We start from the raw sequence: 24,230 nt of genomic DNA, 5'->3' as shown, positions 1-24,230 counted from the left end.
ACCCCACTAGAGAACTTTCAGCCCGTGTTTCTCAAGATCCTTGATCTTGCGGAACATGGTGCTTCTGTCCATGCGAAGCATTTTGGAAGCCGCCGTCATGTTGCCGGAAAAGCGGGCTATGGCCGCGCGCAGCATCCGGCATTCCAGCTCCCGCATAATGTCGTGGTAATCCTTGCCCTCAAACTGAAATTCCACAGGCGCGGAAGCAAGTTCTCCCGTGGGCACGGCCGGACTGATGGGCAGATGCCGGGCGCGCAGCACGCCCTCCGGACAGGTAACGACAGCTTCCTGCATCATGCTCTTCAGTTCCCGCACGTTGCCCGGCCAGTCGTAGTTCAGCAGGAGAGGCTCCACATCCTCCCCCATGCTCACATCGCGGTTGTAGCGTTTGGCAAAGGACTGAAGAAAGACGTTGGCCAACGGCATGATGTCTTCCTTCCTTCTGCGCAGGGGAGGAATGTTCAGCACCGCTATTTTCAGCCGGTAGTAGAGATCACTCCTGAATTCCCCGCGGGCCACGGCCTTTTCCAGATCCTTGTTGGTGGCGGCGGTCACGCGCACGTCCACCTTTCTCGGCGTGTTGGAGCCGACCCGGACGATGACGCCGTCCTGAAGAAAACGCAGGAGCCTTGTCTGAAGCGGCAGCGGCAATTCGCCTATTTCGTCAAAGAAGACCGTGCCGCCCGCCGCGGCCTCGATCAGCCCGATGCGCCCGCTCCGGCTTGCGCCGGAAAAGGCTCCGCCGATATAGCCGAACAGCTCGGACTCGATGAGGTTTGGAGAAATGCTGCCGCAGTCCACCTTGATGAAGGGCTTGTCGGTTCTGCGGCTCATGGCGTGGATGCGCTGGGCCATCACGTCCTTGCCCACGCCCGTCTCTCCAAGGATGAGAACGGAAATATCCGTCTGCGCCATGATGCGGGCCTTGGACATGACCGCTTCCATGGCCGGGCTGAAAACAAGGGCGTCTCCGTCGTCCAGGCTCTGAAGGCTGGAATTGTTGACGCGCACCATGGTGCTCAGAAGGTCGCGCTGGGCGGCCAGCTTGTTCTCCATGTTCACGATGGTGCTGATGTCGCGGATAAAGGTGATGCACATGACCACCGCGCCGCTTTCGTCCGTGATGGGGAAACCGTCCAGCGAAAGATGCCGCCCGTTGGAAAGCACCTGCACCTTGGACACGGGCCGCCCCGTGGCAATGACCTCGGGATTGACGGCAACGTCGAAGAAACCTTCCTTGACAATGCTCGTGGCTTTGCGGCCCACCATCCATTCGCGGGAAAAACCGCTCAGTTCCTCGTACTGCTTGTTGACGAACAGGCAGGTTGAACTGGCGTCGCTCAGCCAGATACCATCGGGAAAAAGGTCGAGTATTTTTTCAAGGTAGGCATTAAAAGGAGCGTTCATGCTACCTGGCGTTCTCCGGAGCGGGCTGCGGGAGTCTGCCGCGCAGTTCCTCGGGCGGATTGCGGAAGACGTCAAGCACGGGATAGGTGAAGGAAACGATAATATACCTTGGCATGGGGTCCTCACCGTCGCCAATGAGCGCCATTTCCGTTTCCTTGATGGTGCTCTCCACCATGCCGAGGAGCTGGTTGATATTCGTGGCGCGCTGCAGCACTTCAGGCGAGATCTCCCTGGTGCTTAAGTACTGGCGGCTGTACAGGGAATGCGCCTTTTTAGCATTCCAAAGCTCATTGAAGCGGGCATTGAATCCTTCCATCCCGCCGGCGCTGATGAGTGAGAACAGGTCAAAGGCCTTGTCGTCCAGCACAATGCCCACCAGCTGATTCTGTTCCCGCTTCATCTGGTCACGGACAGCCTTGACGGCTTCCGGACTGAATCTGTCAATGAGAGAAATTTCGATGAGCTGATCCTTGTCGAAGATAAACTTGGCGTTCCACAGGCGATCCAGCCATTTCACGCCCTCAAGGATAAGCTCGCCCGCCATTTCGCCTTCGCCCCGTTTGATGCCGGGTATCTTTTCCGCCTCACTTCTGGCCATGCCGTAGGCGTAGTTCTCAAACAGCATGGATGGTTCTTCCGCGTGCGCAGGCGCTGGCAGGAGAAGCGCCGCAAGCAGAACAAGGGGAAGCAGAAGGCGGGTCATGGTCAGGCTCCATAAAACTTCCGCCCTCCCGAGGGGGAAGGCGGAAGGTCAATGTTGGTTCAGGCTACTTCGCTACCTGGGGCAGCCAGGTAACAATGATGGGGAAGGCGATGATCAGTGCCACGCCGATGAGCTGGCAGGCGATGTACTGGAACATGCCCTTGTAGATGTCGATGAGCTTCCAGTGCGGCACGGCGCCCTTGATGAAGTAGGCGGACAGAGCCACAGGCGGGGACAGCCACGAGGTCTGAAGGGTCACGGCCACCAGCATACAGAACCACAGGCGGTCATACTGCATGGCTTCCACCACGGGCAGGACGAGGGGCACGAGGATAAGCACGATGGGTATCCATTCCATGGCCCAGCCCATGAAGAAGATGATGGTGAGCAGGAGAAGCAGCATGGCCATCGGCGAAATGTGCATGTTCAGGAGCAGGTTGGACAGATAGGTCGCGCCGCCAAGACGGGAGAACACCGCGCCGAAGAAGTTGCAGGAGGCCAGCAGGATAAGGATCATGGCCGACATCTTGGCCGTACCGTACATGGCCTGGGCAAAGCCCTTCCAGGTGAAGCGCTTGTACAGCATGACCAGAATGATGGAAGCGAACGCGCCGCAGGCGGAAGCCTCGGTGGGCGTGGCCCAGCCAACCATGATGCTGCCCAGCACGGAGAAGATGAGGATGAGCAGCGGGATGGCACCGGTAAACACTTCCTTCCACACTTCCAGCAGGGAAGCAGAGCGCAGTTCGGGAGGCAGCGGCGGACCGTACTTGGGCCAGATGGCGCACTTGACGAGCGAATAGGTGATGTACAGACCGGCAAGGAGCAGTCCGGGGATAACGGCGGCCAGGAAGAGATCCGTCACCGGCACGCCCACGATAGGCCCAAGCACCACCAGCATGACGCTGGGCGGAATGAGGATGCCCAGCGTACCGGCTGCGGCGATGGAGCCTGCGCCCATGGGAACGTCGTAGCCGCTCTTGCGCATGGTCGGTTCAGCCATAACGCAGAGCAGGTTCACGGACGAACCCACGATGCCCGTGGCTGCGGCAAAAATGGTGCCGGTAGAAATGACCGCCATGTACAGCGAGCCGGGAAGACGGGCGAACAGCTTCTGGAAGGCGTTGAACAGTCGCTCCATAAGCCCTGCCCCTTCCAGAATATAGCCCATGACCAGGAAGAACGGGATGGCGACCATGACATCGTCGCACATGACCTGATAAAACTGCACGGTGAGCAGGTAGAAGACCAGCTTGCCTATGCCGAGGAAGCCGAACACGATACCTGCAAACACCATGGTGTAGGCAATGGGAAAGCCAAAGCAGAACAGGCCGAACATACCGGCCAGGGAAAGCATGGCAAGCAATTCATTGTGTGACATGGATTCCCCCCTACGCCTTGGTCTCTTCTGCGGCGGCCCCGGCGTCTTCAACGGCGATGACTTCGGGTTCCGTGCTCCACAGGTTGTAATTGGTCTTGAAGCGGTAGACGCACTTGAGGATCTCGGAGAGGCCCTGCGTCATCGTGACAAACACATACACGGGAATGGCGAACTTGACGGGCCAGACGATGGGCGTCCAGGCGCTCCACACGGAGGTTTCGTTCTGGAGATAGGACTTCCAGAAGAAGTTCCATGCCAGAGAGAGGAACAGAATGTGGATGGGGAAGAAAAGGAACACATAGTGGATGAGATCCACTACGGCTTTGGTGCGTACCGACCAGTTGTGATAGAAGAAGTCGGTGCGCACATGGCCGCCGTCACGCAGGCACCACGGCGAAGCAAGCATATAGAACACGCCGTACATCATCACGGCGAGAGTGGAAGCCCACACCGTAGGCATGGTAAAACAGGAGCGCATGACGACTTCGATAATCAGACTGAGAATCATGGGTATGCACAGCCATGAGAACGTCTTACCCAGCCAGATACTTATATTGTCCAGAAAGTTGATGGCTTTCAGGGCCCCTGCCGGAACCTGCGCCATAGCTTTTTCGTACTCAGACTGCATACTTTGCCCTCACAGGGAATCCCGGAGGGATTGCTCCCCCCGGGATGTTGAGTAGTTTAAGTCTTACTTAGCCTTGATGTAGTCGCTCACGAGACCTTCGTCCATGGCGGCCTTGCCGAGGCTGTAATACAGACCGTTGGCACGCATCTGGAAGGGCACGGTCAGCTTGGCCCAGGCCACTTCGTTGTCATACACCTTCTTGAAGAAGGCGTCCTTCTTGGCATAGCCGTCGAAGATGGTACGGGCCGCCTTCATGAAGGCAGGATAGTAGTCGGCGGGGGTTTCTTCGATCACGATGCCGCGCTTGGTCACGAGTTCCTGCAGAGCTTCGGAGTTCACCTTGATGTTGCTCATCAGCTGATCGAAGCAGCAGGTCTTCATGCTGATTTCGATAACCTGCTGGAGGTTCTTGGGCAGGCTGTCGTACCAGGTCTTGTTCACAAAGATGTCGCCGATGGAGATGCCCTGGTGCAGTCCCTGCAGATACAGGTGCTTCCAGATCTGGTCGAAGCCCATGGCGATGTCTTCAGCGGGGTTGATCCATTCAGCGGCGTCGATGGCGCCACGCTGAGCGGCGGGAATGATGTCAGGAGCGGCGAGAGCCACAACGGGCATGCCCATTTCCTTGAAGATTTCAGCGGGCACTCCTGGAGGAGCACGGAAGGTCAGCTTGTTCAGCTCGATGAGGGAGTTGTAACGCTTGTGGAACCAGCCAAAGGCTTCGGGGCCATGGGGCTGAGCCATCCAGGCCACAACATTGGCTTTGCAGGCCTGCTGATAGTATTCATTCAGCAGCTTGGCGCCATCGCCTTCCCAGCCCCAGGAGAGCACGCTCATCTGGTCGAGGCCATAGCCCAGACCGCCGCAGGGAGCGGAGAACAGGCAGCCGGCAGGGTTCTTGCCGGAGGCATAGTGGGTCCACCACATGCCGCCGTTGATGAGGTTTTCGTGCACGGCGTCAAGGATTTCGTTGGGCTTGACGATAGCACCGGCAGCAAGAAGTTCAACAGAGATTTCGCCGTTGGACAGCGCTTCAATGTTGGCCTTCATGCGTTCCATGGTTTTGAAGAAGACGGAGGAGCTGGCCAGAGCGGTCTGGATCTTCAGCTCGTACTTCGCCGCCTGAGCCTGCGAGACCAGTCCGAAGGACAGGCACACAGCGAGCATCAACGCACCGAGTTTTTTCATAAAAACTCCCGAAGTTGAGGTGTGAATGAAAAAAAGGCCTGTGACGCCAAGTATTTATTCTCTTGTTCCTTTTGGAACAAAAGGCATAAATCACCCTGTTCTTTCACCGTTGGAAGAGCCTGTATAAACTCTTCCGTCAGGCTTCTCCTGAAAAAGGCGCTCTCTGCGCGCCGATTCGGAGAAAAACTTGTTTCGCGAGTCATCACGAAACGCAGTCCTTCGAAATAAATACTCCGTTTGCTAAATTTTTCAAGCCTTCCGAAGGACAAAGAAAACTGCATGGAAAATTTCGCCTGTGCGCCGCCTGTTCCTGTTTGCCCTTTTTGGAACAAGGTCTGCGTCTTCAGCTCATTGCATCCAACCGCTGCCCCTTGCTCCTCGTTAAAAAAGTAACATTATCCGCCAAACATACCTTCTTGTGTCGGAGCTGTCCCGATGTGCGGCCTGGCTCCGGCCTTTGACCGTCTTGTTAAAAACGTCCTTTCCACGGCCTCTTTTCAGGTGCGGGTCATTTCCACACAGGCATAATGCAGGACGTCGCCAAAATAGGCGATGACCGCGCGAAGCGCCGCTTCCACGCTGGCCACGTCACCCGTGATGAGCAGCGAACCGCCGAAGCGGTCCAGGAAGCCTATCTCCACAAGCCCGGATTTGGTGGCGATGTCGGCCGCGATGATCACGCTTTCGGAAGGAGTGATGGTCAGAACGCCCATGGCATCGCCGCCGTTCTCGTCCAGTCCCAGCTTGAAGCTGATGCCGCGGTTAGGGCTGGCGATGACGTGCGCCAGGGTTATCTGCTTGCCCGGAACGTATTCCTGAATGACACGCTGCGTGGGCTGTTCCATCGTACTCATCTGTGGCTTCCCTCAAGACCTGTCGGATGTCCCGCCGCAAAGGAAGCGGGACGCCGGAACAACGGCGGAAAGGCACGGCGTTTTGCGCCCTTCCGCCCGTTTCCTTCCTTATCCCAGAAGGTGCGCCTTGAAGTCTTCGCTGGGCGAAGGAATGACAATATGGCTGAGAACAGGCCCGGCGGCATTGCCGGCCACAGCCGCTATACCGGCGTCCACGGACGCCTGCACCGAGCTGACTTCGCCCGTCATGGTCACAAAGGCCTTGCCGCCCAGACCGGCGGCAAAGCGCAGTTCCATCAGCTCCACCTGACCGGCCTTGGCCGCGGCATCGGCCGCAAGGATGCAGCCCGCCGTGGTGCAGACCTCGATGCAGCCGAGCGCGTTCACCCGGGGGCTGAGGATCGTGCCGTTCATGGCGGGAATGACACTCTCGTGGACGTTGGGAATGACAAACCAGTCCACCACCATGTCGGTGCCGATGGCGCGGCCGTGTTCCACAGAGCTTTTTACCGCGCCGGTGTCGCCGGTGACGATGACCAGATAGCGGCCCGGACAGGTCGGACGGGCAAGAACGAGCTGGACTTCTGCAGCCTTGCTCATTTCATCCGCGACGTGCATGCCCGTACTGATGCTGTTCAGTTCCACGCAGCCGATAGTACGCAATTTCATGGTATTCACCTTAAAAAATCATTGTTAAGGCAGAATTTGCCTCGGGACGCATCAGCCCCGTATGGTCACCACACCGTCGGCAACGGACTCCACCACGCCGTCAATGCTGGCATGGATGCGAGCGCTCATCGCCTTTTCGGGAATCTCTCCGATAAGATCGCCGCAGGAGACATGCTGGCCTTCGGAAACAACGCAGACCGCAGGAGCACCGAGGTGCATACGCAGCGGGATGCGTACCAGCGAAGGCTTGATCTCGCCGGCGTAGCCGGGATGAGTGTCGTACTGCTCCAGGTTGAGACGCTGGATAAGACGGGAAGTGGGGACACGGCGTTCTTCGCGGAACGGATTGGACTCCGTCTCCTGGCCCGAACTGGGCCACTTGACGCCGTTCTTCATGAGTATCTGCTTGATCTGCGCGTTCACTTCACGCGGAGAGACCAGCATGGGGCAGGCATATTTTTCGCAGATGCCGCATTCCGAGCAGAGCAGCGCTTCCCTGGCAATCTCGCTTTCCAGTTCCTGATGGGCGAAGACGCGCATGATCTTGTGCGGATGCAGGCTATGGCCCAGGAGATGGCGGGGGCAGAGATCAGTGCAGCGGGAGCACTGGCAGCAGATGGTGTTGGTGATGCGGCGAACCGTGGCCGGATCCATCACCTTGCGCAGCACCACGTTGTGATCGGGAGGCAGTACCAGAAGCCCGCTGGTGGTTTTCGTAACCACGGCGCGCGAAGCGTCGGGCAGCACCTTGCCCATCATGGGTCCGCCGTCCACAACACGGTATTCGGAAATGGCGGCGCCGCCGGCAAAGGCCAGCACCTCGGGCACGGGCGTGCCCACGGGCGCCTTGACCACCATGGGCCGGCCCACTTCGCCCGCCACGGTGAGGTAGCGGTGCGTCACGGGCTTGCCGTCCAGGGCGTGCGCCACGTTGCACAGCGTCTCCACGTTGCTGACCACCGCGCCCACCTGAAGCGGCAGGCCGCGTTCGGGTACGGTACGGCCAAGCACTTCATGCACCAGCACCTGTTCGTCGCCCGCAGGATAGAAATCCATGAGCTCGCGGGCTTCGATTTTGCCGCCCGAGCGTTCGGCTGCGGCGCGGACGGACTGCATAGCGCGGACGTGCTTGCCTTTCAGACAGATGATACCCTTCTTCGCGCCGGTACATTCCATGACGGCTTCAAGACCGCGCACAAGAGTATCAACCTCGTTTTCCATGAGATACGGGTCGCTCGAGAGCAGCGGCTCACAGGAAGCGCCGTTGACCAGCACGGTCTCCACATGGGCGTCAGCCTTCACATGGGTCGGAAGTCCGGCGCCGCCGGCGCCAACGACACCGGCTTCGCGTATTTTATCGACAATCGGATGTCCCATCGCTCATTCCTCGGGAATTCTTCGGCCCGAACAGACCGGACCAGACTCTGATAAGGGGTACGCCTCGCCTTATTCGGCGTCGCGATGAGGCAGAATGAGTTCCACTTCGGAATGGGGGCGGGGAATGACGTGGACACTGATGAGTTCGCCCACCTTCTGAGCGGCGGCGGAACCGGCGTCCGTAGCGGCCTTCACCGCACCCACATCGCCGCGCACCATCACGGTGACGAGACCGCCGCCAACCTGCACGCGGCCGATAAGAGTGACGTTGGCAGCCTTGACCATAGCATCGGCCGCTTCCACAGCGCCGACAAGGCCCTTGGTTTCGATCATGCCGAGAGCGTCCATTGTCATGTTAATCTCCTTTTCGCGGTATGTCGCGTGGGCGCGCACTGCGCCCGACTGGAAGTTCCCCTGAGCCTCATGCGGGAAGAGTCCCGCCTTCGGCGTTCACGCACTGCGCCCTGTGCCTCAACAGGCATAAGGCGGCAGACGTTAAATGCTGTCCTTGACGGCCTTCAGAATCTTGACGGCAACAGCCTGAATCTGGCTCTCGTCCGTCATGCCGTACTGTTCACGGAGTATGGCGACAACGATGGCGGCGGCACGCTTGAGCTTGTCCGCTCCGTCCGCCTGAGGCGCCGAGCAGCAGGCGGGCTGCACGGGCGCGGGTTCCGGCCCGTAGACCAGCTGCACGCCGCGGCGCCTGAGTTCGTCCTTGACTCCGGCAGTCACCAGCCTGTCCGGCGTGACAAAGAGCTTGCCAAGGTCCTTGCGGATGTAGGTGTCAAGATTCGCTGTGGTGATGAGTTGTTTTGCCATGATTCCCTCACTCCGTCCGTCTTGCCATCGCGGTTCGCCTGCTTTTTGGCAGGTCCGCCTGTTTCCTCACGCGGTCTAAAGACCCTTCGTGAGTTCTATTTCATCCAGAATGCCGACGATCGCGGCATCCATGGGAATATCGTCATCCAGGGAAAGCGCTTTGCGGGCCGTGCTACCGGTGACGACAAGCACCTGTTCACCAATGCCCGCCCCCACGCGGTCGGCCGCCACAAGGCTTTCATGCCTGGCGCCGTCGGCCGGGTCGATGCGCTGCACCACCATGAGCTTGAGGCCCTGAAGTTTGTCCTCTTTCTTGGTGGCCCACACGTTGCCTATCACTACGCCTATGATCATGCCTTATCCCTGTCTGCGGATGCTGACATGCAGCGTTTCCGCCCTTTCTGCCGCAAGGGGCGTGAGCACGGCCCGTTCCGGTATCTCAAGACTGCGCGTACCATCAGCCGCGGCCTCCTCCACCATGGCGGCGGTCACAAGCCTGTCCCGAAGCCGCCTGTTTTCCGGCTTTTTCGCCTTGAACTCCTTCAACCCGAATCCCGCCAGCGTTTTTTCATAGCCGGCGTACAGGTCGTAAAGCGGCCCGGGGGCGCTTTGCGCATAGTCCCGGTAGGCGAAGCGAACCACCCCGACGCCCGTACCCTTTAAAAGCAGGGAAAGCACGTCACGCATAACGGGCGACGCGGCCCGCCCTGCCGCAAGATCGGCCATGTCGGAACAGGAAAGCTCGGGCAGGAGAAAAGCCGCGGGAACTGCCCCGCATCCGCTCTCCCCGCGAAACATGAGTTTTGTGCCTGATCCAAAATGGGAAGCCACAAGCGGCGTGAGTGCCTGGACAAGGGCTTCATCCCGCTCGGCAAGGACACACACGCAGGCCGCACCTTGCACGGGGGCAAGCTGTTCCAGCACCTGTTCCACGATGCGGCGTATGAGTTCGGCGTCCTGCATGGCGTTACCCGGATGCGCGTTCATTCCCTGCCGCAGTTGAGCGCAATGCCCAGCGGGGTGACAAGGAAGGGGTTGGAAGGCTTGAACACGGCCTTGCCCGTCTCGCGGGCGATGGTCTGTTCCATGTCTTTCAGGCAGCAGGTTCCGCCCACGAGGTAAATGGCCGAAACGTCGCGCCCCCTGATATGCCGGTTGATGATGGAGGCTATCTTTTCAAGCACGGGTTTGACCACAGGCAGGATCTCGCTCTGCCGGGCGGGATCCTTCTTGATCTCTTCGGCTTCTTCAAAGCTGATGCCGTAGCCGCCGGCCAGAACCAGCGAAAGGTGTGTGCCGCCGGTGGGTTCGTCCGCCACATAGACAACCTTCCCGTCCTCAAGGATGGAAAGGCCGGTGGTGCCGCCGCCCACGTCCACGATGACGCCGTTCCGAACGCCCAGCACCGCGTTGGCCGCGGTGGGTTCGTCAAGAATGGTGGTCACGGTAAGACCGGCGCCCTCAACCACATGGCGGTGCGTGGCGCATTCGCGTTCGCCCGTACCAGGGGGCACGGCGATGGCCGCATACTCAAGGTCGCGGCCCAGCTTTTCCCGAAGCTGATCCACCAGCTTGCGCACGATGCGTGATGCGCCGGTATAGTCCACCACCAGCCCGTCCCGCACGACCTGCGCAAATTCCAGAGCGCAGGCCACGGGCCGGTGCTGGCCGTCCACCACGACCACCACAATGTACGCCGTGCCGAGATCCACGCCCACAAAAAGCTCTTCCCCCGGCGCAACGTGCGCCGGATTCTGGATGCGGCTCTCAAGCTCGGCTATCTGGCGGTCAATGGCTGCAAAGTCCATGTCAGCTCCTCGCGGTAATGACACCGTCGATGCCCTTCTTCCAGCCGGCGCTGTTGCCTTCGTCGGCATCGATGTGCATGGCCAGACTGAACTTGTCGCTCACACGAACCAGCACGTCTTCAAGCACCAGCGGACGTTCGGAAGCAAGGCGTACGCTCACCTTGTCGCCGTCCTTCACACCAAAGCGGGCGGCGTCCTGCGGAGTCATATGGATATGACGCGCCGCCACGATGACGCCCTCGCTCAGCCCGATGATACCGTTCTGCGAAGCCAGCACCATGCCGGGTGTGCCCGCAATGTCGCCGGACAGACGCACCGGGGCGTCCACGCCCAGGGCGCGGGCATCGGTACGGGAGATCTCGACCTGTGACTTGCCGCGGGAAGGCCCGAGTACGGCCACGTTGTCCATGACGCCCTTGGGACCGATGAGGCGCACCCGCTCCTTGCAGAGAAACTGCCCGGGCTGCGAAAGATCGCGGGCATGGGTCAGCGGTGCACCGAAAAGCGCAATGGCGTCCTTTTCGCTCAGATGCACATGACGGGCGGAAAGCTCAACGGGGATGGGGCCGTTCTCATGCGCACCGCCTGCGGACGCATTGTTCAGCACCAGCGTGATGAGTTCCGTCACAGCCTTTTTAAGGGCTTGTTCGTTCATGGTCTCTCCGCCGCTCGCTTAGGCTTCCTTCTGGGGAAGGATGAGTTCCACTTCAGAATGGGGACGGGGGATAACGTGGACGCTGATGAGCTCACCCACCTTCTGTGTAGCGGCAGCGCCGGCATCGGTAGCGGCCTTGACCGCGGCCACATCGCCGCGAACCATCACGGTGACAAGACCGCCGCCCACCTGCACGCGGCCAATGAGGGTGACATTGGCGGCCTTGACCATGGCATCGGCCGCTTCAACGGAACCAACGAGACCCTTGGTCTCGATCATGCCCAGAGCGTTGGTGGAAGTCGTCATAGGACTCTCCTTCTCTAAGTATTGTTTGCGTAGGTGCGGATACCCCGCGCCGCATCAGCGGCGCGGGTCCGTATGACAGAATTACAGAGCTTTCTTCAGTTCGGCGACGATCATGGAGGCAAGGGCGTCGATGTCAACGGCCTTGGCCGGAGCTGCAGGAGCGGCACTGTTCGTCTCATACGCCACACGGCGGATGTTGAGCAGATTCATGGGCGTCACGTTATCAGACGTAGCACTGCCGCCAATGGCACCGCAGCCCAGGGTCAGGGACGGGAACAGGCCCGTGGTCAGGCCCACAGCGCCGTGGGTGGAAGGCGTGTTCACCAGAATGCGGGACACGGGCTTCTTCAGGCCAAATTCGCGCACCACTTCGGGGTTATTGGAGTGGATGGACAGCGAATGACCGATGCCGCAGTTGTGCAGCAGCGCCTGGCAGAGTTCGCAGGCTTCGTGCCAGTCTTCCACCACATAGAAGGCGATGAGCGACGTGAGCTTTTCCTTGGAGAAGGGGAACTTGGGTCCAACACCCTTTTCGTCGGACACCAGGAGACGGGTACCGGCAGGAATGTTGATGCCTGCCAGGCGGGCGATGGTCTGAGCGTCGCGGCCCACGATGGCGGGGTTCATGGAACCGTTGCCGCGTTCCATGACGGCCTTGACCTTGACCAGATCCTCACCTTCGAGGAAGAAGCCGCCCTGGGCGATAAGCTCACGCTTGACCGCATCGGCGTTGACCTTCTCGGCGATGATGGACTGCTCGGAAGCGCAGATGGTGCCGTTGTCGAAGGTCTTGCTGGTCATGATCTTGGTCACGGCGTCCTTCACGTCGGCGCTGCGCTCGATGTAGGCAGGCACGTTGCCGGCGCCCACGCCCAGAGCGGGCGTGCCGGAGCTGTACGCAGCCTTCACCATGCCGGGGCCGCCCGTTGCGAGGATGAGGTCGGAAATCTTCATCAGCTCGGTGCTGCCTTCAAGGGTGGGCACGGTGATGCAGCTCACGAGATCCGTGCTCACGCCGCAGCGCTGCAGGGTCTCCTTGATGATCTCCACCGCACGGGCGATGCACTTCTTGGCCGCCGGATGGGGCGTGAACACGATGGCGTTGCCCGCCTTGAGCGAAATAAGCGTCTTGTAGATGACCGTGGCGGTGGGGTTGGTAGAAGGCACAACGCCGGCGATGACACCCACGGGCACGGCGATTTCCGTGATCTTGTTCACGGGATCTTCGTGGATGACACCGATGGTCTTCATGTCCTTGATGCAGGCGTAAACCTTTTCGGAGGCAAGCAGGTTCTTCACCTTCTTGTCCTGCGTCTTGCCGTAGCCGGTCTCCTCATGGGCCAGAGCAGCCAGAGCTTCGGCCTGGGCAGCGGTTGCCTCTGCAATGGCCTTGACTACCGCGTCGATGCGTTCCTGGCCCATCTGACAGAATTCGGCCTGCGCAACACGTGCGGCGCGCACCAGCGAACGGGCTTCCTGAATGGATAAGAGATCCTTATCAACCATTGCGATACTCCTCTATTATTTCCCAAACGCCTGCAGGAGAACGGCGATCAGGGCTTTTCTATCGGCCGAAGCCAATGTTTCCTCGTCCACGGGCAGACCCTCGTTACGGGCCAGCTGGCGCAGGCGCTTCAGGCTCATTCGGCGCAGCTTTGCTTCATCGGGAATCGCCCTGGCAGGCGCTGCCTCATTCTTCACCTCTTCGGCCTGGGCCGGAGCGGAGGACTGAGGTGCTGCGGGGGCAGGGGCCGCCGGTTCGGGAACCGGCATGACGGGAAGCGGCGCGGCCTGGGCGGCAGCTTCGTCTTTCCGCTCTTCATCAGGAGCCTGCGGTTTTGCGGGCGGAGCCGGTTCGGCCGGTTCTGAAGCATCGGGGTCGAGCTTGAGTATGCGCTCGAGTTCGCTGTCCGGGCGCGGAATGACGTGTACAGACACGAGCTGCGCCCCGACGATGCGCCTGATGCGTTCTTCGGCAGCTTCCACCGATGATTTGACGGCAGACACTTCTCCCGCGATAGTGATGGTCACCAGGCCGCCGCCGGCAAGATTCTTTTCAAGCAGGCGAACGTCCGCGGTCTTGAGCATGGCGTCTGCCCCCTCGACGGCGGGAAGAAACCCCTTGGTTTCCACAAGTCCGAGTGCCAGCATGACGATTCCTCTTTGAAGCAAGGTTCGGTAGAGCTTTCCGGCTGGAGAAAATCTTTGCTCTCCGGCGGAAGGCCCGCCTTCTCATGCACGATTCCCCGGAGATAGGACCAGGGGATCTTCACGCTGAAGCACCCGGCCTTCTCCGGAACCGATATGCTTAGTCCCGATGAGGAATGATAAGTTCCACTTCAGAATGAGGACGAGGGATGACGTGGACGCTGATGAGTTCACCTACCTTCTGAGCAGCGGCAGAACCGGCGTCCGTGGCGGCCTTCACCGCGCCCACATCGCCGCGCACCAGCACGGTGACGAGTCCGCCGCCCACTTCGACACGGCCGACGAGGGTGACGTTGGCAGCCTTGACCATGGCATCGGCCGCTTCAACGGCGCCGACGAGGCCCTTGGTTTCAATCATGCCCAAAGCGTTGGTAGAAGTCATGAATCTCTCCTGAAAGTATTAGGGGTGATGCAGAGCACCGCCGATTTGACGATGCCGGACGGTGTTACATAACCTTTTTCAGTTCGGCGACAATGCGGTAGGCAATAGCCTCAAGGTCGGCAGAGGGAGCAGCAGCCTTGGCGGGAGCATGGGAACCGCAGCCGCCCTTGGAGCAGTAGCAGTCCTTGCCCTTATTGCAGCAGGTGCAGTTGGAGCAGGCGGGTTCTTCCTCACCGCCGGGCAGACCGAGCACGCGGCAGGCGTTCTTGTACATGACCTTTTCGCGCACCTTTTCGGGCAGATCCATGGCCGCATAGTTGGCCAGGCATTCGCGCTGATCCACGAACGGATGGGCGCTGGCAAAGAGCACCTTGTCAGAGATCATGTTCTTGATGGCATCGACATAGGTGTCCTTCATGGGAGCGGCTTCGTATTCCGAAATGTCCATGTACACGTTCTTGTTGCGATAGCAGGCGTAAATGGCCTCGTGCACGAAGGGATACCCGCCGTGGCTCATGATGATCTTCAGTTCGGGGAAGTCGCGGGCCACGATGTCCACGTCGCGCGGATCGGTGTAGGAAATGACCGTGCCCGGCACCTGGGGCGGCGGAGCCATGGTGATGAACACCGGAATGTTCAGCTCGCAGCACTTGGTATAGATGGGATAGTAGCGGGCTTCGGCGGGAGAGATGTGCGCCAGATACGGGTCAGTGGCAACGCCCTTCATGCCGTATTCCTTGACCACCTTTTCCACTTCGCGCACGGCGTCCATACCCTTGAGCGGATCGATGCCCCAGAAACCGATGAACATGTCGGGATAGGCGCGGCAGAATTCCAGGACGCTGCCGTTGTTATCCGGGAACCCGTAGGTCGTGCGGCAGTCACGGCCGGTGATGACGCAGCGTTCCACGCCGCGTGCCTTCATGTCCGCCACGATCTTGTCCAGAGGCTCGGGCTTCCACTTGTCAAAACCGCTGGCTTCGCAGCTGGCCTTGAACATGGTGCTGTTCTTGATGCCGTTCAGAATGGCCTCGGTATGGGGGCGAAAGCGAAAATCAATGATCTTCATGGGATCTCCGTTAATATGCCGGGCGTGCCCCGTCCGGCGTTTACCCCCGCTGTCGCGGGGTTTCCGAGCATGTTCGGCGTCCCGGGCGGCAACGCGCCGGGAAGTTGCGGCCTCAATCAGGATATAACCCGACTGAAGACGTTTTTGCAAGATGGCAATGGCTACTTTGCGCCGCGTTCCTCGTCAACAATGGCCTGCACGCGTTCGGCAGTGCCGGCAGGCAGCGTAACATCGCCCAGCGGATACTCGCGGGCAAGAAACATATACTTCTGCGTCCCCAGCCGATGATACGGCAGCGCCTCATAGGAAACATTGGAGTGGCCCTTGAGCAGGCGGCCAATGGCGCGGGCCGTTTCATCATCGTCATTGAATCCGGGGATGACGGGCGTTCTGACCAGAACGGGCAGTTCGGGGAAGGCCGCCAGCAGCCTGTTCAGATTGGAAAGAATACGCTCGTTGCCCACACCCGTGTTCTGCTTGTGCTTTTCGGTATCGGGATGCTTCACGTCGAACAGCACATTGTTGAGCAGGGGGGCGGCTTCTTCAAAGGTTTCCCACGGAATGCAGCCGCAGGTCTCGACAGCGGTCTTGATGCGGCGTCTCTGGGCCTCGCGCAGCAGTGCCAGCGCGAAATTCTTCTGAAGCAGAGGTTCACCGCCGGAAATGGTCATGCCGCCGCCGGAACGGGAATAAAACATGGCGTCCTGAGCTACCACGCTGAGCACGTCCTGCACACTGCGTTCCTGTCCGTACACGATCATGCTCTTGGCAGGGCAGGCTTTGGCGCAGTCCAGGGTTTTACAGGTGGCACAGGGGGTGCAGTCCACGCTGAGCGCACCGCCTTCGGCCTTGATGGCGTCGTACGGGCAGGCGGGAATGCAGTACCCGCACTTTTCAGGGGAAATGCAGCGGCCGGGGTTAAACGCCATCTGAGGGCGGGGTTCCTGTGATTCCGGGTTGCTGCACCAGCGGCAGCGCAGGGGGCAGCCCTTGGTGAACACGACCGTGCGGATGCCGGGGCCGTCATGGACGGAGTACTTCTGGATATTGAAGACCAGACCGGTGACTTTTCTATCTTCAAACGTGTTGCTCATGGGGCTTCCTGATGGGCAAAAGGGAGAGCGGCTGGATACATATGCCAAAGCCCCGTGTCCCGGAAAAGCCTTCCGGGAGCACGAGACTGCGGCAAAGGCCGGGGCCGGAAGGCCCCGGTCCATAGTGTTAGATGGTGTCGTGATCGGTACGGGCGATCAGGTCGTTCTGCAGGTCAGGCGACAGATCCACGAAGTAGGCGCTGTAGCCGGCCACGCGAACGATGAGGCTGCGATACTTCTGCGGATCCTTCTGAGCGGCGATCAGGGTTTCCTGATTGAGCACGTTGAACTGCAGATGCCACAGCTTGAGGGCGCACCAGGTACGGATGAAGTCCACCAGCTTCTGGGTGCCGGCGTCGCCTTCCACGCTCTTGGGAGTGAACTTGATGTTCAAGAGGCGGGCGGCACGGCTGCGCAGGCCGTAGTTCTTGGTCTTGAAGTTGGACATGAGGATGGCGGTGGGTCCATTGATGTCCGCGCCATGGGAAGCGGAAGAACCATCGGACAGCGGGAACCAGTCCACACGGCCGTTCGGGGTGGCAGCAACCACCTTGCCGAAGGGAACGTGAGAGGTGAAGGGCACATAGCGCACGTCGTTGTGGATGCCCATTTCCTTGGAGTACTTGCCGCCGAATTCCACGCAGATCTTGTCGATGGCCTTGCCGATTTCGTCAGCATAGGGATCGTCGTTGCCGTAGCAGTGGCAGTTCTTCACCATCTGCTGGATGGCTTCGTAGCCCTTCCAGTTGTGATCCATGGCTTCAAGCAGCTGATCCATGGTGATGCGCTTTTCTTCAAACACGAGCTGCTTGATGGCGGCCAGGGAGTCAATAACCGTACCGAAGCCCATGAATTCGAAGTAGCCGAAGTTGGCACCTTCGGGGATGAGGCGGGTATGCAGATCCATGCAGTGCTTCATGCACAGGTCGTGCATGGCGGAACCCATGGGCTGCGCGAAGTGCTTTTCGCGGACCTTGGTCACGATGTACTGCTGGGTGAACGTGGCGCGCAGGAAGAGTTCCTGCTGAGCCTTGTAGGCGTTCCACATATCGTCCCAGGTCTTGAAGGTGCGGGGATCGGGAGTCTTCACGCCCAGCTGATCGTCGCCGTACTTCTTCATCTTGCCCTGATGCAGAGCCATTTCGAGAGCAGCGGCAAAGTTGGTGTAGGCACCGCCGGAAGTGTAGGTGTCGCGGTTGGGCATACGGGTCTCGGTGCAGCCGGACACGGCGTAGTCGAGAGCCTCTTCCATGGTGCCGCCCTTGGAGGAATACAGCGGAACGACTTCTTCATCGTTGCACAGCTTGGGGAAGCCGGAGCCGTACTTGATGGTTTCGGCAACGTCCCACAGGTATTCATCGGGAGACATGGCGTGCACACGGGCCGCGAGGTCGGGATAGTGCAGGGGGAATTCACGCTTGGAGCGCAGGAACAGGTGGGTCAGTTCGTTGGTGGCGTCAAGGCCGTCCTTGGTCTGGCCTCCGATGGTCACGGCTTCCCAGTGGGAATAGCCTTCGTTGAAGGCGCCGCCCGCGGGAGAGATGTACATGTCGATGAATTCGGCCATGCCCACCCACATGCATTCCAGAAGTTCCATGGCGCTCTCTTCGGTGATCACGCCGGCTTCCATATCCTGCTTGTAGTAGGGATAGAAGTACTGATCCATGCGGCCGTTGGAAATGGTGGTACCGGTCTTCTGCTCGATGCGGGAGAACATCTGCGTGAACCACTGGGACTGCACGGCTTCCTGGAAGGTGGTGGCGGGCTCGCCGGGCACCTTGTCGGCAATCTCGGCCATCTTCAGCAGTTCGGCCTTGCGGACAGGATCGGTGGTGGCGGCGGCAACCTTGCGGGCCTCTTCGGCATGGCGATGAGCCCAGAGCACGATGGCGTCGCACACGATGACAACGGCTTCGAGGAAGGGACGCTTGTCAGCGTTGTCCACGGGGCTGCAGGGATCGAGAGCTTCGAGCTTGGCCTGAGCTTCGGCCTTGATGCCGTTGAAGCCGCGCTTCAGGATCTTTTCGTAGTCGTGCACCCACTGGATGGAGGAGCGGAAAGAAGAAGTTTCGTTGACCACAAAGCGGGAGATGAGACCGGCTTCGTCCACATAGGTGAGCTTGTGCACCCATTCGGGCAGAGCCTTGTTCAGGGCTTCGTGATAGGTCTTGCCCTTCCAGTAGGGAGCGATCTGCTCCATGACGATCTTGGCGTCTTCGGGCGTGATCTTGGCAGGGGACTGCTCACGGGTGGGCAGGTCGCGCACGGCGATGTCGAGGAAGTCACCGTCGAGTTCAGGATACAGGATGCCGTAACGACCAGCGCGGCCACCGGCGCGGCCGAGCAGAAGCTGGCCATCCTCAACCACGATGGAGATGTTCTGGGCGATGTGCATCAGAGCCTTGGCCCAGCGCAGCACCAGGGGCTGACCTTCGGTGGTGGCCATGGACTGCGTGAAGTACAGAGCGCGTTCCACATCGATGAAGGGGGTCTGACCTTCGAATTTGGCAATCAGGTCAAACACACGCTTGTGGGTATCATAGTATTTGTCCTTCTTGCCCTTGTTCCTGTCGAAGATGCGCTGTTCCTGCGGGGAATGGCATTCGCACGCTTCGGGATTGAGCATCTCAATGGCACTCATAACAAACTCCTTGTTTGCTTTATACTGTTAGAGCGTTAACTCCTGAACGCAACACTCAAAAGGGACTTGGGGACGCCTTCCAGAAAACCTGGAGAGCCGTGCTACCGTTCCATCTTGACCGATATCAGGCTCAGACAGAGGCCCGCTTTCAAGTTCCTCATTTTCGATAAAGCAAAAATTATGCCAATTTTTATTTTTCCGCAAAAATTTAATTTATCCTTATATTAAAGCTGGATTACGCCTGCCTCCCTTTTCTCCCAAACCGCCCCTCCAAAATCCCTTTTCGAAGTTTTTTTGAAATTCTAAAAAATTCAACCAATTACCTGCAATTGTGATTTTTGTCCCTTTGTCTCTTTAATATGCAAATATGCAAAATGTGCAAAATGGCATATGTTTTGTTGGACATTTTCCTATAACTATTTATATTTTTTATATATTTTAATATATTTTCGTATTTTTAGACTTTTTTGTTATGCAAAATTGCATATTCAACCTTGGAATACAGGCAAGTGTCCTGGATGGACGCCGTCTCCTTGTCCGACTTTCCCGTCCAGCGGACAAAATTTTTACAAAAACACCTGGTTATGACTCACAACCCCGTGAGCGCGATGCCTCTTCTATGCAAATATATTGTTAAATAAATAACAAATATTAAAAAATGTCCATGACTGGGCAAAACTTTCGCATTTTCCTTGGTATTTTGCTAAGATTTCTGTGATACTGGCCAATCCAGATGTCGCTTCCGGCGTTTTTTCCATGTGAAGTCCCTCTGTCGCTTTTTTGAGGAAATTTTCTGTAATATAGTGTTATTTTTTATTTTTTTAATAAAAACTTATAAAAAAATAAAACTAGTTTGTGAAAAATTATTTTAATCGTTTCTCAACTTCCTGAAAAGAGCTTTTTCGTAGCCAAGCTGTCCGGTAAACGGACCTCCGCCTTTACCTTTTCCTTCCAGCTTCATCTCCACCAATATTCCAAACACCGTTCACGGAAAAGACTGCCAATCTGCGTCTCACAACCTTAAACGAACAAAGGAAATCTTACTCCACCCACAAAAAGCTAAATTTGCCGGAGATGTTCTGCTGGATACCGCTTTTTGACTGCGAGACTTCACAGAAAAATTTGCAACAGCAAGGGCATTGAGAGCCACGGGGGATTTTCTGCATCCACACACGCTACTCCCGGGTCAGGCCGTAAATGAGCCGATGGGCTTCAGGGAGGCGATGCCCAGGGCCAGCTGTGCAGGTTCTGAAGAAGGGAAAAATGCACCCCTGAGAGGAAGCGTTTTGCCGGCGCAAAAAGTCATCAGGCCAACGGAGAACAATGGCAAGGTAGTGGGAATAGGAGAGTTTCCGTCAGACTGGTCCCACATCTGCACGCAGGAGACACGCGTCATGAGGGAATGTATCCAGTTCGTCTGTGAGGGCTGCTTTGGCCGCTCGTCCGTATTTTCTTGCCTTTCTTGCCCGAAAAAACGCAGTCCCCATCCCGGCCCGGGCCGGGCCGTACGGAAAGCGGCCTTCTCCACCAGTTCCGCCCTTATCCGGCGCTTGGACGGTTCAACGATGTTTCATCTGGAGTCTAAACCTCTAACGTCCTCTCTTCCGCAAAGTTTTCCCTTGCTTCCTTCACCTAGGGAAGACGTGCTGCAGTCACGCTCCATGTCCGCTGTTTCCGCCTTGCCCTTCTGCCCTTTCTCGTTTCCTTTTTTGCGCTTAAACACGAAAAGGCTCCCCGGAGGGGAGCCTTTCTGATAAAACCTTGGCATCGGCCTACTTTCCCACGTAAGGATGCGCAGTATCATGGGCGATGAAGCGCTTAACTGCCGAGTTCGGAATGGGATCGGGTGTACCCGCTTCTCTATGGACACCAAGGAAATGTCCGAAATGTATAATTGACAGGGAAGAGGAGAGGTTCTTTCTGGAAAAGCAAGCCGCACGGGCTATTAGTATCGGTCAGCTCAACGTCTCACGGCGCTTTCACCTCCGACCTATCGACCGGATCGTCTCTCCGGGCCCTTCAGGTCTTGCGACTGGGAGTACTTATCTTAAGGCAGGCTTCCCGCTTAGATGCTTTCAGCGGTTATCCCTTCCACACATAGCTACCCTGCTATGCTCTTGGCAGAACAACAGGTCCACCAGGGGTGTGTCCATCCCGGTCCTCTCGTACTAGGGACAGGCCCTTGCAATACTCCTTCGCCCACAGAAGATAGGGACCAAACTGTCTCACGACGTTTTAAACCCAGCTCGCGTACCACTTTAAACGGCGAACAGCCGTACCCTTGGGACCTGCTTCAGCCCCAGGATGTGATGAGCCGACATCGAGGTGCCAAACCGCATCGTCGATATGAACTCTTGGATGCGATCAGCCTGTTATCCCCGGCGTACCTTTTATCCAATGAGCGATGGCCCTTCCATGCGGGACCACCGGATCACTAGCGCCTACTTTCGTACCTGCTCGAGATGTCTCTCTTGCAGTCAAGCTCCCTTTTGCGTTTGCACTCGACGGCTGGTTTCCAATCAGCCTGAGGGAACCTTTGCATGCCTCCGTTACTTTTTAGGAGGCGACCGCCCCAGTCAAACTACCCGCCAGACACTGTCCTCATACCGGCTTACGGTACAGGTTAGGGTCTTGAACAAACAAGGGTGGTATTTCAACGCTGACTCCCTCCATACTGGCGTACAGAGTTCTCTGTCTCCCACCTATCCTGCACATGCAGGTTCAAAACCCAATGTCAAGCTATAGTAAAGGTGCACAGGGTCTTTCCGTCTTTCTGCGGGTACACGGCATTTTCACCGCGACTTCAATTTCACCGAGTTTCTGGCCGAGACAGTGTGGAGATCGTTACGCCATTCGTGCAGGTCGGAACTTACCCGACAAGGAATTTCGCTACCTTAGGACCGTTATAGTTACGGCCGCCGTTTACCGGGGCTTCAATTCAAGGCTTCGCTTGCGCTGACCTCTCCTTTTAACCTTCCGGCACCGGGCAGGCGTCAGTCCGTATACGTCGTCTTGCGACTTCGCACAGACCTATGTTTTTAGTAAACAGTCGCCACCACCATTTCTCTGCGGCTCCTGCGGGCTTACAAAGTAAATTCTTCACCCACCGGAGCACCCCTTTTCCCGAAGTTACGGGGTTATTTTGCCGAGTTCCTTAGCCAGAATTCTCTCGAGCGCCTCGGATTATTCATCCCACCCACCTGAGTTGGTTTGCAGTACGGTTCTCATGGAATATACTTAGAAGCTTTTCTTGGCAGTGTAGACTTGACGACTTCCGCCTTGCGGCTCGGTCTCGCGTCTCAGATTCAGAAAGCGGATTTCCCTGCTTCCCACTCCTACTCGCTTGCACCGGGATATCCAACACCCGGATCGCCCATCTTCCTGCGTCCCTCCATCGCGCTTCCATGAAAGTACGGGAATATTAACCCGTTTTCCATCAGATACGGCTTTCGCCCTCTCCTTAGGGACCGACTAACCCTGGGAAGATTAACTTTACCCAGGAAACCTTGGGTTTTCGGCGAACAGGTTTTTCACCTGTTTTATCGTTACTCATGTCAGCATAATCACTTCTCAACAGTCCACCTCGCCTCGCGGCGCAGCTTCTGCCCATTGAGAACGCTCCCCTACCACTCATCAAATGACGAGTCCGAAGCTTCGGCTCCATACTTAGCCCCGTTACATTTTCGGCGCAGGATCATTAGACCAGTGAGCTATTACGCTTTCTTTAAACGATGGCTGCTTCTAAGCCAACGTCCTGGCTGTCTGAACAACCCCACCACCTTCACCACTGAGTATGGAATTGGAGGCCTTAGCTGTCGATCCGGGCTCTTACCCTTTCGACGACGGACCTTAGCACCCGCCGTCTGACTCCCGAGGTACATCTTGCCGGCATTCAGAGTTTGATAAGGTTTGGTAATCTGGTAGGACCCCTAGCCTTGTCAGTGCTTTACCTCCGGCAGACAATCCCCGAGGCTATACCTCAATATATTTCGGGGAGAACCAGCTATCACCGGGTTTGATTGGCCTTTCACCCCTATCCACAAGTCATCCAAATCGTTTTCAGCCGATACTGGTTCGGTCCTCCACAAGGCTTTACCCTTGCTTCAACCTGCTCATGGATAGATCACCCGGTTTCGGGTCTAATCCGCTGTACTATACGCCCTCTTCAGACTCGCTTTCGCTTCGGCTCCGCTTCCGCTTAACCTCGCACAACAGATTAACTCGCTGACTCATTATGCAAAAGGCACATGGTCACCATCGTATTATGGCTCCCACAGCTTGTAAGCAACAGGTTTCAGATTCTCTTTCACTCCCCTGACAGGGGTTCTTTTCACCTTTCCCTCACGGTACTGGTTCACTATCGGTCGCTGTGTCGTACTTAGGCTTGGAAGATGGTCCTCCCAGATTCCCACGAGGTTCCACGTGCCTCGCAGTACTCAGGTGCCGCCCGTGCTTCTTTCGGTTTCGGATACGGGACTTTCACCCCCTGTGGTGCGGCTTTCCAGCCGACTTCTCCTGCCTAGTCAAAGATCACTTCCGGCGGTCCTACAACCCCGGACAGTCGAAACTGTCCGGTTTAGCCTCTTCCCATTTCGCTCGCCGCTACTCTGGGAGTCTCGTTTGATTTCCTTTCCGCTGGGTACTGAGATGTTTCACTTCCCCAGGTTAGCCCCTCCGAAGAGGTACTGGAACTGCTTCCAGTGGGTTCCCCCATTCAGACATCCCCGGATCTCAGGATATTTAGCTCCTCCCCGAGGCTTATCGCAGCTTATCACGTCTTTCGTCGCCTGCAGCGCCAAGGCATCCGCCCGTTGCTCTTATTATCTTGTTTTTCTCTCGAAAAAACCTCTCATCTCTTCCCTGTTCAATTGTCAATGAACGTGCCGCTCGCCGCGGCCGCCGGTTGGATACCGGTTCGAAAACCCCAATCCCTTGAAGCCTTCTCTCACTATCCAACTTCGCATGTCTGGTGGAGACGGACAGAATCGAACTGACGACCCTCTGCGTGCAAAGCAGATGCTCTCCCAGCTGAGCTACG

22 protein-coding genes, 2 rRNA genes and 1 pseudogene are annotated in these 24,230 nt (G+C 57.7%); all 25 read right to left on the bottom strand.

Annotated features, from left to right (window positions below):
• Window positions 1–6: 6 nt before the first annotated feature.
• Window positions 7–1,407 carry a sigma 54-interacting transcriptional regulator gene (locus Q0Z94_RS00935; protein ID WP_298066038.1) on the bottom strand — a complete coding sequence of 467 codons (1,401 nt, stop codon included), beginning with the start codon at window positions 1,405–1,407 and terminating at the stop codon, window positions 7–9.
• 1 nt (window position 1,408) lies between these two features.
• Window positions 1,409–2,110 carry a hypothetical protein gene (locus Q0Z94_RS00930; RefSeq protein WP_298066037.1) on the bottom strand — a complete coding sequence of 234 codons (702 nt, stop codon included), beginning with the start codon at window positions 2,108–2,110 and terminating at the stop codon, window positions 1,409–1,411.
• A gap of 64 nt (window positions 2,111–2,174) precedes the next feature.
• Complete coding sequence (locus Q0Z94_RS00925; RefSeq protein WP_298066035.1) at window positions 2,175–3,491, bottom strand: TRAP transporter large permease subunit; 1,317 nt, start codon at window positions 3,489–3,491, stop codon at window positions 2,175–2,177.
• Between the two features lie 10 nt (window positions 3,492–3,501).
• Entirely contained in the window at window positions 3,502–4,119 is a 618-nt protein-coding gene (locus tag Q0Z94_RS00920) for a TRAP transporter small permease subunit (RefSeq protein WP_298066033.1), read from the bottom strand.
• A gap of 63 nt (window positions 4,120–4,182) precedes the next feature.
• The gene (locus Q0Z94_RS00915) at window positions 4,183–5,307 is read right to left on the bottom strand and encodes a TRAP transporter substrate-binding protein (protein WP_298066031.1); all 1,125 of its coding nucleotides are present in this window, start codon (window positions 5,305–5,307) and stop codon (window positions 4,183–4,185) included.
• Window positions 5,304–5,639, bottom strand: a complete 336-nt coding sequence (locus Q0Z94_RS00910) for a hypothetical protein (protein ID WP_298066029.1) — start codon at window positions 5,637–5,639, stop codon at window positions 5,304–5,306. The genes Q0Z94_RS00915 and Q0Z94_RS00910 overlap by 4 nt, the downstream gene beginning before the upstream one ends.
• A gap of 165 nt (window positions 5,640–5,804) precedes the next feature.
• Window positions 5,805–6,152, bottom strand: a complete 348-nt coding sequence (locus Q0Z94_RS00905; protein WP_298066290.1) for a BMC domain-containing protein — start codon at window positions 6,150–6,152, stop codon at window positions 5,805–5,807.
• Window positions 6,153–6,269: 117 nt separating this feature from the next.
• Entirely contained in the window at window positions 6,270–6,830 is a 561-nt protein-coding gene (locus tag Q0Z94_RS00900) for a BMC domain-containing protein (RefSeq protein ID WP_298066028.1), read from the bottom strand.
• Between the two features lie 51 nt (window positions 6,831–6,881).
• Complete coding sequence (locus Q0Z94_RS00895; RefSeq protein WP_298066023.1) at window positions 6,882–8,207, bottom strand: 4Fe-4S dicluster domain-containing protein; 1,326 nt, start codon at window positions 8,205–8,207, stop codon at window positions 6,882–6,884.
• A gap of 69 nt (window positions 8,208–8,276) precedes the next feature.
• Window positions 8,277–8,561 (bottom strand): BMC domain-containing protein, encoded by a 285-nt coding sequence (locus Q0Z94_RS00890; protein WP_298066019.1) that lies wholly within the window; start codon window positions 8,559–8,561, stop codon window positions 8,277–8,279.
• Between the two features lie 141 nt (window positions 8,562–8,702).
• Window positions 8,703–9,029, bottom strand: coding sequence for a hypothetical protein (locus Q0Z94_RS00885; RefSeq protein ID WP_298066016.1), 327 nt, complete (start codon window positions 9,027–9,029; stop codon window positions 8,703–8,705).
• Between the two features lie 75 nt (window positions 9,030–9,104).
• On the bottom strand, window positions 9,105–9,383 hold the full coding sequence (locus Q0Z94_RS00880) for a EutN/CcmL family microcompartment protein (RefSeq protein WP_298066013.1): 279 nt from the start codon (window positions 9,381–9,383) through the stop codon (window positions 9,105–9,107).
• A 3-nt stretch (window positions 9,384–9,386) separates the two neighbouring features.
• The gene (locus tag Q0Z94_RS00875; RefSeq protein ID WP_298066011.1) at window positions 9,387–10,016 is read right to left on the bottom strand and encodes a hypothetical protein; all 630 of its coding nucleotides are present in this window, start codon (window positions 10,014–10,016) and stop codon (window positions 9,387–9,389) included.
• A complete protein-coding gene (gene eutJ / locus Q0Z94_RS00870) occupies window positions 10,013–10,837 on the bottom strand; it encodes an ethanolamine utilization protein EutJ (protein WP_298066009.1) in 825 nt (274 codons plus the stop codon). The genes Q0Z94_RS00875 and eutJ overlap by 4 nt, the downstream gene beginning before the upstream one ends.
• A gap of 1 nt (window position 10,838) precedes the next feature.
• Complete coding sequence (locus tag Q0Z94_RS00865; RefSeq protein WP_298066007.1) at window positions 10,839–11,492, bottom strand: phosphate propanoyltransferase; 654 nt, start codon at window positions 11,490–11,492, stop codon at window positions 10,839–10,841.
• 18 nt (window positions 11,493–11,510) lie between these two features.
• Window positions 11,511–11,798: an ethanolamine utilization microcompartment protein EutM gene (eutM, locus tag Q0Z94_RS00860; RefSeq protein WP_298066005.1), complete on the bottom strand. Its 288-nt coding sequence runs from the start codon at window positions 11,796–11,798 to the stop codon at window positions 11,511–11,513.
• An 81-nt stretch (window positions 11,799–11,879) separates the two neighbouring features.
• Window positions 11,880–13,304, bottom strand: a complete 1,425-nt coding sequence (locus tag Q0Z94_RS00855) for an acetaldehyde dehydrogenase (acetylating) (protein ID WP_298066003.1) — start codon at window positions 13,302–13,304, stop codon at window positions 11,880–11,882.
• A 15-nt stretch (window positions 13,305–13,319) separates the two neighbouring features.
• Window positions 13,320–13,949 (bottom strand): BMC domain-containing protein, encoded by a 630-nt coding sequence (locus tag Q0Z94_RS00850; protein WP_298066002.1) that lies wholly within the window; start codon window positions 13,947–13,949, stop codon window positions 13,320–13,322.
• A 157-nt stretch (window positions 13,950–14,106) separates the two neighbouring features.
• Window positions 14,107–14,388, bottom strand: coding sequence for a BMC domain-containing protein (locus Q0Z94_RS00845; protein WP_298066000.1), 282 nt, complete (start codon window positions 14,386–14,388; stop codon window positions 14,107–14,109).
• A 241-nt stretch (window positions 14,389–14,629) separates the two neighbouring features.
• Window positions 14,630–15,457: pseudogene (locus tag Q0Z94_RS00840) on the bottom strand (amidohydrolase family protein); the annotation flags it as partial.
• Window positions 15,458–15,618: 161 nt separating this feature from the next.
• Complete coding sequence (locus tag Q0Z94_RS00835) at window positions 15,619–16,551, bottom strand: glycyl-radical enzyme activating protein (RefSeq protein WP_298065999.1); 933 nt, start codon at window positions 16,549–16,551, stop codon at window positions 15,619–15,621.
• A gap of 127 nt (window positions 16,552–16,678) precedes the next feature.
• A complete protein-coding gene (locus Q0Z94_RS00830) occupies window positions 16,679–19,192 on the bottom strand; it encodes a glycyl radical protein (RefSeq protein ID WP_298065998.1) in 2,514 nt (837 codons plus the stop codon).
• 617 nt (window positions 19,193–19,809) lie between these two features.
• Complete coding sequence (locus Q0Z94_RS00825; RefSeq protein WP_298065996.1) at window positions 19,810–19,950, bottom strand: hypothetical protein; 141 nt, start codon at window positions 19,948–19,950, stop codon at window positions 19,810–19,812.
• A 1,001-nt stretch (window positions 19,951–20,951) separates the two neighbouring features.
• Window positions 20,952–21,066 (bottom strand): 5S ribosomal RNA (gene rrf / locus Q0Z94_RS00820).
• A 50-nt stretch (window positions 21,067–21,116) separates the two neighbouring features.
• Window positions 21,117–24,023, bottom strand: a 23S ribosomal RNA gene (locus Q0Z94_RS00815).
• Window positions 24,024–24,230 lie beyond the last annotated feature (207 nt).

Origin of the sequence: uncultured Mailhella sp. (assembly GCF_947631555.1) — a bacterium.
GTDB lineage: Bacteria > Desulfobacterota > Desulfovibrionia > Desulfovibrionales > Desulfovibrionaceae > Mailhella.
This window is presented reverse-complemented; position numbering and strand designations above follow the sequence as displayed.